The organism is Shewanella fidelis ATCC BAA-318 (assembly GCF_000518605.1).
GTDB lineage: Bacteria > Pseudomonadota > Gammaproteobacteria > Enterobacterales > Shewanellaceae > Shewanella > Shewanella fidelis.
Genome location: NZ_KI912459.1, coordinates 352014 through 365233, shown reverse-complemented (window position 1 = coordinate 365233; position 13220 = coordinate 352014). Strand labels below are relative to the sequence as shown.

The 13220-nt window shown below is 41.5% G+C and carries 14 protein-coding genes and 1 tRNA gene; 7 read left to right on the top strand and 8 right to left on the bottom strand.

The features are described from left to right. Positions 1–6 precede the first annotated feature (6 nt). A tRNA-Val gene (locus tag L884_RS0117795) sits at positions 7–82 on the top strand. Positions 83–214: 132 nt separating this feature from the next. After that, positions 215–442, top strand: coding sequence for a hypothetical protein (locus L884_RS0117790; protein ID WP_028768760.1), 228 nt, complete (start codon positions 215–217; stop codon positions 440–442). A 205-nt stretch (positions 443–647) separates the two neighbouring features. On the opposite strand, the gene L884_RS0117785 is transcribed toward L884_RS0117790, so the two are convergent. Beyond that, a complete protein-coding gene (locus L884_RS0117785) occupies positions 648–1871 on the bottom strand; it encodes an MFS transporter (protein WP_028768759.1) in 1224 nt (407 codons plus the stop codon). Positions 1872–2078: 207 nt separating this feature from the next. On the opposite strand from L884_RS0117785, the gene L884_RS0117775 reads away from it, so the two are divergent. Next, entirely contained in the window at positions 2079–2960 is an 882-nt protein-coding gene (locus tag L884_RS0117775) for a LysR family transcriptional regulator (RefSeq protein ID WP_028768758.1), read from the top strand. On the opposite strand, the gene maiA is transcribed toward L884_RS0117775, so the two are convergent. The 5 genes from maiA to phhA form a co-directional block, all read right to left on the bottom strand. Next, on the bottom strand, positions 2957–3607 hold the full coding sequence (maiA, locus tag L884_RS0117770; protein ID WP_028768757.1) for a maleylacetoacetate isomerase: 651 nt from the start codon (positions 3605–3607) through the stop codon (positions 2957–2959). The genes L884_RS0117775 and maiA overlap by 4 nt on opposite strands. A 96-nt stretch (positions 3608–3703) precedes the next feature. Beyond that, entirely contained in the window at positions 3704–4690 is a 987-nt protein-coding gene (locus L884_RS0117765) for a fumarylacetoacetate hydrolase family protein (protein ID WP_028768756.1), read from the bottom strand. A 247-nt stretch (positions 4691–4937) separates the two neighbouring features. After that, positions 4938–6485, bottom strand: coding sequence for a transcriptional regulator TyrR (tyrR, locus tag L884_RS0117760; protein ID WP_028768755.1), 1548 nt, complete (start codon positions 6483–6485; stop codon positions 4938–4940). Between the two features lie 295 nt (positions 6486–6780). After that, positions 6781–7119, bottom strand: coding sequence for a 4a-hydroxytetrahydrobiopterin dehydratase (locus tag L884_RS0117755; RefSeq protein ID WP_028768754.1), 339 nt, complete (start codon positions 7117–7119; stop codon positions 6781–6783). 92 nt (positions 7120–7211) lie between these two features. Then, positions 7212–8003, bottom strand: coding sequence for a phenylalanine 4-monooxygenase (gene phhA / locus L884_RS0117750; protein ID WP_028768753.1), 792 nt, complete (start codon positions 8001–8003; stop codon positions 7212–7214). Positions 8004–8420: 417 nt separating this feature from the next. Here phhA and galU point away from each other — a divergent pair, with 417 nt between their 5' ends. The 4 genes from galU to L884_RS0117725 all read left to right on the top strand — a co-directional run bounded on the left by galU (position 8421) and on the right by L884_RS0117725 (position 11589). Further along, a complete protein-coding gene (galU, locus tag L884_RS0117745; protein ID WP_028768752.1) occupies positions 8421–9329 on the top strand; it encodes a UTP--glucose-1-phosphate uridylyltransferase GalU in 909 nt (302 codons plus the stop codon). An 88-nt stretch (positions 9330–9417) separates the two neighbouring features. Beyond that, on the top strand, positions 9418–10437 hold the full coding sequence (galE, locus tag L884_RS0117740) for a UDP-glucose 4-epimerase GalE (protein WP_028768751.1): 1020 nt from the start codon (positions 9418–9420) through the stop codon (positions 10435–10437). Positions 10438–10520: 83 nt separating this feature from the next. Beyond that, entirely contained in the window at positions 10521–11012 is a 492-nt protein-coding gene (gene napF / locus L884_RS0117735) for a ferredoxin-type protein NapF (protein ID WP_028768750.1), read from the top strand. A gap of 151 nt (positions 11013–11163) precedes the next feature. Next, on the top strand, positions 11164–11589 hold the full coding sequence (locus L884_RS0117725; protein WP_028768749.1) for a bactofilin family protein: 426 nt from the start codon (positions 11164–11166) through the stop codon (positions 11587–11589). Between the two features lie 46 nt (positions 11590–11635). Here the strand turns inward: L884_RS0117725 and L884_RS0117720 are convergent, their stop codons facing one another. Both L884_RS0117720 and L884_RS22340 read right to left on the bottom strand, forming a co-directional pair. Next, positions 11636–12304 carry a DUF2982 domain-containing protein gene (locus L884_RS0117720; protein ID WP_028768748.1) on the bottom strand — a complete coding sequence of 223 codons (669 nt, stop codon included), beginning with the start codon at positions 12302–12304 and terminating at the stop codon, positions 11636–11638. A 38-nt stretch (positions 12305–12342) separates the two neighbouring features. After that, entirely contained in the window at positions 12343–13131 is a 789-nt protein-coding gene (locus tag L884_RS22340; RefSeq protein WP_051435678.1) for a YdcF family protein, read from the bottom strand. Positions 13132–13220: the final 89 nt, after the last annotated feature.

Below are 13220 nucleotides of genomic sequence, written 5' to 3'. Positions count from 1 at the left end.
ATCCCAGGTCGATTAGCTCAGCTGGGAGAGCACCTCCCTTACAAGGAGGGGGTCACTGGTTCGAGCCCAGTATCGACCACCATTCTTTTCCTTAGAATGCTAAAACTCCCCTACCCAATTCCAACTAATTTTAGCCAATTAAACCGAACAATATTTTGTCAGTTAGTGCTGCCTAAACTATGCTTTTATAATCACTCATTACTGGGCAAACGCTATGGCAGACGTTAGTCAATCGGCATCATTAGCCAGTATCGCAGCATATTTAAAACTTACTTATCAATACGATCAGGAAACTGCTCTTGTCGAAGCAAAATCAGTTATGCATAACTTGGTGAAAATGCGTCAAAAAGGTTTTATAACTGGTTGGTATTTTGATGAAAATGGCCAGCTTGAACTGTTACCTAGCGACTATGTTATGCAGCAGATTGCACCAACAAAATAATACCAACTTGTCTAATAAGTCGGTCTACTCAGCGCGTTTTGGCAAACTATTGCAAAGTAAATAGTTGCAACTATAACCGCCCCTTTTGAAGTTATTCACCCTAGAAGTCGGCTGCTAGAAAGGCTCCGGAATGGCGAGCAGATTTTTGTACCGATTGATATATCAACAATCGGTACAAAACAGTAAATCATTCAAACAAATACAATCACACAGCCGCCAATTGATCCGTATCTGGCTTTGCATGTAAAACTTTAACGATCACAAACGACATTAGTGTTAAAGCAATTAGCGAAGCGAATACCACGCCATCCCAGTCAAACTTATGCCAAAAAGGTAACAAGTATGGCCCTCCTATCGCTGCACCAAGATAATAACTACACAAATATAGTGATGTGGCTTTAGCTCTGTGTTGTTCAGCCCTATTAGCCACCCAAGCATTACAACTGCTATGCAATAAAAAGAAGCCAAAAGCAGACAGTAAAAATCCTACATAGATTGACAGCAAAGTATCTTGAAGAGTCAACAGACTTCCAGCAAACATGAATAAGGCCGCACTTTTAAAAACTCTGTTTAATCCATGATTAGTTACCCATTTTGCAGAGTGATAAGAAGCATAAGTGCCACTCAGATAACACAAGAATATCAAAGTCACTTCAAAGCGTCCCATATCAAAAGGCGCCTGCATAAGATGCAACTGAATATAGCTAAACTGATTAACCATAATCATAAAAGCGATACCGCCTACTAAGTAAATCAGCCTCATCTTTGCATCACCTAAGTGAAGGCAAAAACCATTAAAATCAGTCATTCTAAAAACACGACTTTTTGAGGTGTTTTCCGGTTTACAAAAGTGGCTAGTCGGTAATAAATAGGACACAAATGCCGTGCCAAACAAGGTAATAGCGGTTAGTAATAACATGGCTTGTTGCCAATCGAGATATTGTGCCATGACGCCACCAAGCAAACGCCCTGCGATCCCACCTAAACTGTTTGCTGCAATATAAATTGCTCCAGCTTTTAATAAACCGTGACCAGTAAGTTCATCTTTAAAATAAGCCATTGCCATGGCAGGAACCGATGCAAGTAAAATCCCTTGCACAAACCTTAAGCTAAGCAATTGATTAAAATCAGTAATGAAATAAGCAAACAGATCTGTGATACACAATAAAATTAAGCTAACCAAAATCGGTTTTTTACGTCCAATACGATCAGACAATACAGCAAAAATAAGCAATGAAAACGCCATCGTAAAGCTAGTTGCAGATAACAATAATGTTGCATGACTCATTGTGATCTCGAATGAGGTCGAGATCAGTGGCAACATACCTTGCACTAGATATAAATTGATGAAAATAACCATTGATGCGAGTGATACTCCGGCGATCAGCCTAGCTTCACTGTGTTGGAGCGGTTGGATTACGGCCTTCATGTAAAAGTGTTCAGCTTAGTTTGGATAACTAACAGCATAACAAGAGCTTGATCATAATTATAATAACTAGAAAGTAGCAAACCCATAAATTTTTGTTATGCTAAGTTAACAGAGAATTAGTGATGAATTTAGCTCCACTCAAAGCTACATGCGATATAGCCATGCAAACTCAACGACTCTCCCCTGCACAAATATCGGTTAATTATTATGGATATTAAACAGCTCAAATACTTAGACACCTTAGTGCAAACAGGTAACTTTACTAAAGCTGCTGAACGTCTCAATATCGCTCAACCAGCACTCAGCCAAAGTATTAAAAGGTTAGAACAAGAACTAGGTGTGACACTAGTTGATAGAGGCACCAATCGAACCACGAAATCCCTTTCTTTAACCGCTGAGGGGCAAGCACTACACCAACATGCAAAATTGATAATTAATCAACTGGCTCAGGCTGAGGCACATATAAAAGCAATGGCTAACCTAACTAAAGGAGAAGTAAGACTTGCGGTTCCGGGAATGTTAGGTTCTTTCTACTTGCCAAGTCGCCTAATGGCTTTTCGCCACAAGTATCCTGATCTGAAATTATCACTTTTCGAGGGGGGAACACGAGACACGCTGCGTATGCTGCAACAAGAAGAGGTCGATATTGCAATTATTACTGCTAAAGATTTAACCGATGAATTTGATAGTCACTTATTACTAAAAGAGCAGATGGTGGTTGCGGTTGGAAAACATCACCCACTAGCAAAATCCAGCAGTGTTTCCTTAGAAGCCTTCTTCGAACATGAACTAGTGCTGTTTAAGCAAGGCTACTTTCATCGAGAGTGGATGTTAAAACAAGCAGAGCGTTTAGGGCTTGAGGTTAACATTGCCTTTGAAACCAATCTCATCAACCTTATCAAACAGGTTGTTGCGCAGGAGTACGGAATTACCAGTGTGTTAGAAATGGCAATTGAGCCACACGATAACATTTGTACTAAGCCCTTCTCACCTCCAGTATTTTTAGATCTACATATCGCTTGGAAAAAACAACGCCCTATCGACCAAGCCGATAAGGCATTTGTGTCATTTCTACTACAAAACCGCTAACTAGCGTCAGCCTGACGCTCTGGCACAGCATCAGCAAATGCTTGTAGGCTTAGGCAATATTCATTAACCCTATGAATATTCGGGTAAGCACTCATATCTACATTAAAGCGTTTTGCATTATAGACTTGAGGCACTAAACAGAGATCTGCAAGTGTTGGCTGATCACCAAAGCAGCAGCGGCCACTATGTTTTTCAAGCATTTTTTCGAGCGCTGCAAAACCTTCACTTACCCAATGATGATACCAAGCTGTTTTAACATCTGGTTCAACAGACAGCTCATTTGTTAAATACTGTAAAACCTTTAAGTTATTTAACGGATGCACTTCACAAGCAACGAGCATTGCCATTGAACGAACAATTGATTTTTCATACATATCTGATGGTAATAGAGCTACTTGAGGAAAAGCCTCTTCCAGATACTCTAAAATAGCCAATGATTGAGTTAATACCTGCTGCTGATCGCCTTGCTCAATAACAAGGCTAGGTACTAGCTCTTGTGCATTTAAATTAGCGTAGGCTTGGCTATGCTGCTCTCCACCATCTTTAACTAAATGCACAGAGATATGCTCGGCAGTGAGGCACTTTAAATTCAAAGCAATACGCACTCGATACGCTGCACTTGAGCGCCAATAGCCATAAAGTTTCATGTTGTTAGTTGGCATATTCTCAATCCTTTAAAATTATACAAAAAAGGCCAACCCAGTGAGGTCAGCCTTCTATCAATTACGAGCCTAACTTACGACTTACGCTTTATATTCGACAACTTGCTGATCGATAGCACCAAAAATACTGTTGTTATCATCATCAAGCATTTCAATTCGAACACGGTCACCAAAGCGCATAAATGAGGTCGATGGCTTACCGTCTGCAATAGTTTCCAACATACGCGTTTCAGCAAGGCAGCTAGAGCCTGCACTACGGTCGTAATTTGAAATTGTACCTGAGCCGATAATCGCACCAGCGCCTAGTGGACGGGTTTTAGCCACGTGTGATACCAATTCGCTAAAGTTGAATGTCATATCAACTCCGGCATTTGGGCGGCCAAATAACTCATTGTTTAGATGAGTAACTAATGGCAGATGAACTTTGCTATCTTGCCACTTATCATTTAGCTCATCAGGCGTTACCGCCACTGGTGAAAAACTGCTTGATGGTTTAGCTTGGAAGAAACCAAAACCTTTCGCCAACTCAGCAGGAATAAGATTACGTAACGACACATCATTAACTAACATCAACAGTTTTATGTGCTTTTCGGCATTGTCAGCGCTAACACCCATTGGCACGTCATCAGTGATCACAGCAATTTCAGATTCGAAATCTATGCCCCACTCTTCGCTCGCTAACGGTATATCGGCTTTTGGTGCAATAAAGCAATCTGATCCACCTTGGTAAACAAGTGGGTCGGTCCAAAATGTTTCAGGCATCTCAGCACCACGAGCTTTGCGCACTAGCTCTACGTGGTTTACATATGCACTACCATCCGCCCATTGATAAGCACGTGGCAACGGTGATAAACACTTTGCTTCATCAAAATCAACTGCGCCATCTAGCAAGCCTTTGTTAAGCGCATCATATAGTTCTACAAGCTGAGGATTTAACAGCTCCCATGCATCAATTAACTGCTGCATAGTATGTGCTATCGCTGGTACCGCAACCGCTTTAGTTAAGTCCTTGCTAACTAACATTAACTGGCCGTCACGACGACCATTATCATAACTTGCTAACTTCATACTTACTCCTAATCGTTTATGGCCAAGCCATCACTCTGGTTCTATTTTTGATGACAGCTGTATAAGTTGAAATTTGCCATAGAATGACACCAGTTATCGCGAGACGAAATAGCGTGAGCTGAATCACATTCACCATCTTTTATCGCGATTTTGTAAACATTACATTACAACAACGCAAAATAGTCAGCTTTAAGCTATTTCACGTTCAAAGTTGTCTATCAATGCAGCAACTAACGGCAAGCTAGTTTTACACGTCTTTTTGTTTGCTGATTTTGTATTCACGTAACTTATTAGCAATTGCAGTATGAGAAACGCCCAACTTCTTAGCTAATTGACGTGTACTCGGATAAGCAGGGTAAAGACGACGTAATAGACTTGACTCAAATTGCTTCATCGCTTGCTCAAGACTGCCTTCAAACTGATGATCAAAATAGCCAAAGCCTTCAGCGTAAGACGGCAGTTTTAGCTGTTCAACAGTCAGCTCGGCACTGCCATCCCACATAGAAACTGCTCTAAAAATGGCATTCTTTAGTTGGCGTACGTTGCCTGGCCATGCATAACCAAGTAAGTGTTCACGACACTCACCTGAAATCCTGCGTATTGGAATAGATAGTTGTTGACTGTAATGCTCTAAAAACATTTCAGTTAATGGAATAATATCGACTTTACGTTCACGCAAAGACGGTACATGGAAGCTTAATACATGAATGCGATAATAAAGATCTTCTCTAAATTCACCACTTTGGCATAACTCTGCAAGATTCTTTTGCGTCGAGCAAATAATACGCACATCGCTACGGATCTCTTCATCACCACCGACACGTCTAAACGTGCCATCTTGCAGAAAACGTAACAGCTTAACTTGAGCAGACTTAGACATCTCGGCTATTTCATCGAGAAACACCGTGCCACCTTTTGCCTCTTCAATAAAACCACGCTTGATAACGTTTCCGTTACTCACAAAACCAAATAGCTCTTCCTCAGCTGCGCTATCAGGCATTGCTGCGCAGTTAATGGCGATAAACGGCTGCTCTCGACGCATACTTGCATCGTGACATGCACGCGACATCAATTCTTTACCTGTTCCCGTCTCACCAGTGATCAACAGCGGCGCATCAAGCTGTGCCATTCTTCGCGCTTGCACCAGCACTTCTTTCATTTTGTCACTGGTTGCCAAGACATTCTCAAAACCACTCGACTGATTCTGCAATGCATTAAACTGCTTGCCGAGCCGAGCTGGAGATTTCAGCGAAACCACAGCGCCTGCTAAAATCGGTGTATCACTGCCACTATCAGGTAAATAAATCGGTAGCATCTCAGCTAAATATTCATTTTCGCCAATGTTCACCCGCGTTGCTTGGGCGAGCACGGTTGACTCACTTAACCAACGACCAAAATTAAATCCTTGCACCCAATGGTTTATCGACTCATCAATAATTTCGTGTTCAGCCATACCTATGGTGTGTAACGCAGATTCGTTAACAATACGGATCCGGCCTTTGACATCGATAGAGAACACTGAATCTGGCAGGGTTTTTAATAAGGTCTTTAACGCGTAATGCTCTTGCTCTGACGGCATAAACGAAACGGTTCGAACATCATGAACCCCTTCAACCTTGCGGATGAGTGGTAATAACTCGCTCAGCGTATCAAAGCTCACTTCAGCAAATTGTAGGTATAGAAAGCCTTGGTTACTTGCATCAATGGCAAATAAGTTAATCCCGTAGCCTTCCATAATAGTTAAAATATCTTTCGCTAGACCGACACGATCTAAACAGCTGACTTCCAAGCGCATACTATTGCAATTCCCTTTTTTAGATACTCGTTATTGGGATAAAACAATCGACAGATCAAACCTAAGCTTAGCTAGGCATATGCAGCACATTGCTGACATCTGTAATTCGCCTATACGTTAGAAGTTTATTTGGGTTGTGGCAAGGCTTGTTTACAGGTGATTTGTAACATAAAGAAAATAAAAGCGTGTCAGACGGGCCAACACGCTCACTCAAACTAGTGTATTACGCTAAAACAGCACTTAAGATCGTTAACCAATGCTGTTAATACTAAAACAAAAAGCACAAACCTATCGATTATGAATAAAGCGTATCTGTTTTAGCAGCCATAATGAAATCGTTCTTATGCAGGCCTTTTATAGAGTGAGACCACCAAGTCACAGTCACCTTTCCCCACTCAGTTAGAATACCCGGATGGTGAAAATCTGCCTCTGCGAGTTCAGCTAGCTGATTAGTAAATGCCATTGCCAATTTAAAGTTCTTGAACTTGTATACGCGTTCCAGTTGCATAATGCCATCGCGTACTTCCACTCCCCAATCAGGAATAAGCTTAATAAGCTGCGCCAACTCCTCATCACTCACCTTAGGTGCGTCAGCTTGGCAAGCTTCACATTTCATTTGAGCTAATTCTGTCATGTCTAAATCCTTTACTTATTAAGTTATTAAACAGGGCTCACTGCAGCTTAATTTGGCAGTATTTCCCCTAAATTTTGCTAATATCTAGATGTTTAACTGGCCTTTGCTGGATAAGTCGCAGCAAATAATCCAAGTTGTTGCGCTTTACTCACCGCCCCCATGATATCCATTGCAGCTATTTCATCTAGCTGAGCAATATTGTCTATGGCGTAATAGATCGGTTGCATAATATCGATACGATAAGGCGTTCTTAGTACATCGACTAAATCAAAAGGCCTGATCTCAGGCTTGTCTCCCATGACATATAGCGTTTCACCGGGAGAACTCAAAATACCGCCGCCGTAAATACTCAATTCATTGTTATTACTGCGCAGAACCCCAAATTCAACCGTAAACCAATATAATCTAGCAAGAAACACCCGTTGTTCTTTTGTCGCCGCCAACCCAAGCTGACCATAGAGATGCGAGAAATGCGCAAAAGAAGGGTTAGTAAGCAATGGACAATGCCCAAACACCTCGTGGAAAATATCAGGCTCTTGCAGATAGTCGAACTCTTCACGGCTTCTAATGAAAGTCGCTACCGGAAATGATTTATTCGCTAGTAGTTCAAAGAATTTGCCGAACGAGATCAGCGCTGGTACTGCAGCGGTCTTCCAACCTGTGGTTTCAAGCAGTACCTTATCTATTTCAGGTAGCTGTGGGATCCTATCTGTTGGCAATGCTAGTTTATCTAAGCCTGCAAGATATTCAGGACAAGCACGCCCAGGCAAATTAGTTAGTTGACGCGCATATAGCTCAGCCCAAATATCATTCTCAGCTTGAGAATAATCAATATAGCCATTGCTATCAGGCTCATGTGCTATGTAATTTTGTTGCTTACTCATAGTGCTAAACAGTTATCCTAACGATCGCTACAGGTTCTAACCTCATAGTTAACTAAGGCAGGCAAATTGTTAAGTAGATCACAGTTTGTTATTCATTCAAAACGCAGTAAAAACCGTAACTATATATTTACATCAAATAAACCAACAGTCAGAATAGCCTTATTTTACAGCAAACAATGCGTACTTAATTATTGACACCAATAATAGAAAAAGACGTTTATCTGCCACTAATAATCTCACTCCCATTCAACTAAACACCTTTCTCCCCCCATCAAAACCGAATAAATAGTCAGCAGCTATGTGCTAAAAGTCGCTAAATCGTCTCGTTAGGTAGAAATCTTCACCTACAAACATACTTTTCAGTATACAATGAGTGATTATTTAACGGCTCCTCGATTAGGAACGAAAAGGATCAAAATGAAACAACATAAAATTCGCAAAGCAGTTATCCCGGTAGCAGGCTTAGGAACGCGTATGCTGCCAGCAACCAAAGCAATACCAAAAGAGATGCTGCCGGTTATGGATAAACCGCTTATTCAATATGTTGTAAAAGAAGCTATTTCTGCTGGGATCAAAGAGATTGTGTTAGTCACTCATGCCAGTAAAAACTCAGTAGAAAACCATTTTGATACGAGTTTTGAATTAGAAGCGCAACTTGAACGCCGTGTAAAACGCCAACTACTTGCAGAAGTACAAGGGATCTGTCCTGAAGATGTAACAATCATTAGTGTACGTCAGTCTCAAGCAAAAGGCTTAGGCCACGCTATTTTATGTGCCAAAAGCATCATAGGTGATGCGCCATTTGCAGTCCTGTTACCAGATGTACTGGTCGACTCTGCAGCCAGTGATCTTAGCCAAGACAACTTAGCCCGTATGGTCAAGCTCTATGATGAAACTGAAGTTGGCCAAATTATGGTTGAAGGCGTACCTCATAAGATGGTCAACCAATATGGCATAGCCGACATCAATGGCGAACAATTACAACCTGGCGAGTCCTTACCTTTAACTCAACTAGTGGAAAAACCTTGTGTAGATGAGGCCCCATCAAACTTAGCCGTTGTAGGCCGCTATGTGCTACCTGCGGAAATATGGGGTTACTTGGCAAAAACCCCTGCCGGTGCAGGTGATGAGATCCAGCTAACAGACGCAATTGCGATGCTAATGGAAAACCAAACCGTCAATGCCTACTATATGCAGGGTAAAAGCCATGACTGTGGTAACAAGCTAGGATATATGCAAGCCAATGTTGAGCATGCACTGCGTCATCAAGAGATTGGTGATGAATTTGCAGCATATTTAAAAGCATTAGTAAAAACACTAAACTAACAAACAATTTTATTAGTAAATCCTCACCTATACCACTGCGATGTTACGTCTCGCAGTGGTCACTACATCATCAAAAGGATTATAAGTGATGACCATTTTAGTAACCGGCGGTGCTGGCTATATCGGCACTCATACCGTTGTGGAGTTACTCAACAACGGCAACGATGTTATTATTCTCGATAATCTTAGTAACTCATGTGTTACTGCCCTCGAGCGAGTTGAACAGATCACTGGTAAAACCGTTACGTTTTATCAAGGCGATATACTTAACCGCGCCTTTTTACAAAAACTATTTACCGACCACAATATCCAATCTGTTATTCACTTTGCAGGCTTAAAGGCTGTTGGGGAATCAGTAGCACAACCGCTGCGTTATTATGAAAATAATGTCACTGGCACTATCGTATTGTGTGAAGTGATGAGCGAGTTTAATGTTAAAAACTTAGTATTCAGCTCATCGGCAACTGTGTATGGTGATCCAGCTAGCTTGCCTATTACTGAAGACTTTCCAACAGGCGCGACTAACCCATATGGTCAATCTAAACTTATGGTTGAACATATTCTTAGCGACCTTTACCACTCAGACAACAGCTGGAATATCGCACGTCTGCGCTACTTTAACCCTGTAGGTGCGCATCACACAGGTCTTATTGGCGAAGATCCAAATGACATTCCAAACAACTTAATGCCGTTTATCAGCCAAGTTGCTGTAGGTAAACGTGAGCAGTTAAGTGTATTTGGCAGTGATTATGATACGGTCGACGGCACAGGTGTACGAGATTATATTCATGTTGTTGACCTTGCTATCGGTCATTTAAAAGCCCTTGATAAACTACAAACTCAATGCGGCCTAGTAACCTATAATTTAGGAACAGGCCAAGGCTATAGCGTACTTGAGATGGTCAAAGCCTTTGAAAAAGCCAGCAACACTGGGATTAAATACCAACTGGTTGCCAGACGCCCTGGGGATATCGCAGCATGCTACGCGAACCCAAATAAAGCCTTAACTGAACTTGGCTGGCAAGCGACTCATAATATTGATGATATGGCGCAAAGTAGCTGGCATTGGCAGTCAAATAACCCAAATGGCTATAAAAGCGAAGATTAAGCTTCTAGGTTCTAGGTTCTAGGTTCTAGGTTCTAGGTTCTAGGTTTCGCAAGCTAGCGTTCTAAAATGAAAAGAGTAAATAGATGACCAGTATTAATCAAAGTAGAAGACGCCTTTTCAGTCGTAAAAAGACACAAACAGTTCATCTACCTTGGGTTGATACTAATATCGAATTTACAGACATTTGTACTCGTTGCAATAAATGCATCGATGCTTGTGAAACAAACATTATTGTCAAAGGTGATGGCGGCTTCCCTGAAGTTAATTTTGCCATTGATGAATGCACTTTCTGCCAAAAGTGTGTTCAAATCTGCGATGAACCTTTGTTTAATCTAGAAGCAGAACAAGCTTGGCCCCTAAAAGCAACAATATTAGATGCCTGCATGGCGCATCAAGGTATTTGGTGCCAAAGCTGTAAAGATGCCTGTGACGGCCGTGCAATCAATTTCTCTTTAGCTATAGGCAAAGCGCCAGTACCTAAGATTGATATTGAAGCCTGTACCGGCTGTGGCGCTTGCGTAGCTCCCTGCCCTAGCAACGCCATCCGCATCCAAGATCCAGAGTTTAGTCTATAACTTCATTTTAACTAGCCTCAATCTTCATTTTCATCATTTTAAGTGAAATATACAGGTGCCAAAATTATGGCATCTGCGCCAATTTTAAGTGGTTTTTTTCTGCAACAAATACAGGTAACATCTAAGCAACTTAGTTTGATTAGGCAGCAAAATGTTTAGAAAAAAAAGAAGCGGCGGACTTACCTATATTGCGCAAAGCTCTACATTTACTGGTGATACCGAATTTACAGCAGAGGCGCTTATTGCAGGAAAATTAAGTGGCAATGTGTCATCAAATCACAACATCACCATTGAGCAAGATGGCCTTATTGAAGGCAAACTTCACTGTGCTGAGCTTAGAGTATCTGGAACCTTTAAAGGCAAACTTAACTGCGAAAAACTCAATATAACCAGCACTGGTTTAGTTGATGGTGAAGTCAATTGCCAATCGATGGAGATTTTTGAAGGCGGCCAGTTTATTGGTATGCGAGTGAGAGACGAAGTGGCCTTCTTGCCTTCTAGCAAAGAAGCTAAGCCTGAAATCAAACAGCCACTAAATAACGATGAAATTGAGGATGCAGAGCTATCTGTAAGCTAATCAATTTTCTTTTCTAAATTGAGCCTCTATATAAAGAGGCTCAGTTTTATGCAACTTGACTGCGCTTACATTGGTTCATCAATGCAATAAATTCGTTTGCAGGTCGATCAAGCGCGTCAGTTGATATGTACAGATGGTATCCAAGGTGACTCCCCAATAGTCGACTACGGTGGCCAAACATTGCCAACACACCTTTAAAGCGATCATTATCCTCAATAAAAGCAGTAAACTCGGCGCTCATTTGATTTTCAAGTACCGATAAATCTTCTTCTTGAGTCGACACTGTCATCAATAATGGTCTTTGCTCTGTCAGCAATCCTGCTGCTAGCCGAAGTGAAATAACCTCTAACACCGGACTCATTTGCTTTACCTTTACGCCAATATAAGGCAAAGCAATCGTATCAATCCCTTGATTAACTCGAGGTTGGTCAATACGCTGCACATTTTCCCAAGCCACACTCACTTGACCACGCCGATGAAAGTAAGTGAAGCCTTCATTAGTTAGCTTTAGTGATACCTCTGGCTCTGCCAGCTTAGAAAAACCAAGTACTAGAGCAATTGCACCTAAGGCAAAACAAACTATTCCAGGTGCAAAAAACTCGCTACCAAAGAGGAACAAACTAATACCTGCAACCACACCTAAACTACCCAAAAAGCTGAACGTTAATCCGTTTCTTTTAACCACAGGCTTTATCAAAATTTCATTATCTTTCAATGTTGTTCTCTATTTTAAAAAGTCTACGTCCAAAAACGTTACAACAGGGTCTCATCCTGCGCCACATCATTGCGCGCATCAGAGTTAGGTTTGCCCTGATGTGTTATTTTAAACCAAGCTAAGCCTAGATATTCATGGATAGCACGCTGAGAGTTTAATAAACTCATCGCATCTAAACGCCACCAATATGTTTGTCGCTGAGCAAAATCGGTTGGTGCTGCAGTCACGTTTAAACCTGCATTTTCAAAAATAGCCATGGCTCTTGGCATATGGCTCGCCGATGTCACTAATCGAAAAGGCGCATCAGCCACCTCCCAGCGCATAAACTGGGCTTCTTCAATTGTATCTTTAGCGAGAGGAAACTTAATGATGGCACTAGGATCCACACCTAACTCAACTGCGGCATCAAACATAATATCCGCATGAGAACGACTTGAAAGCCCTCCACTCCAGCCGCTGACCACCAATTGACAACCTTCACCTAATGACAGCTGTCTAACTCCCTCGGTCAATCTAGCTAATGCAGTATTTGAAAGCTGTTGAGTGGCCGGCAAGCTTGAGTTTTCCTCATGACCACTGCCTAAAACCATCACCAAACAGCCTTTACCCAACGCAGAATTGTTGACTGAATAACTGTTCTCAAGTGGTTTTAGCAAACCATTACTGCCCCAACCACTGGCTAATACAATTAATAGCGTGATAGCAATGCCTATAAGTAATCGACTGCGGCGACGATTACGAATAACAAAAAAAGCCAGAAGTAAGATAAGTAAGAATAAAGGTATTGGCATAAAAAACTGCGAAATGACCTTTTTTAACCAAAACATAACCGTGAAATCCAAGACAATAATATTGCGGCTAGTGTAGCATGCATTGGCGTTAATGCTTTGATGTGCTTAAAAAGGAGTTATACCTT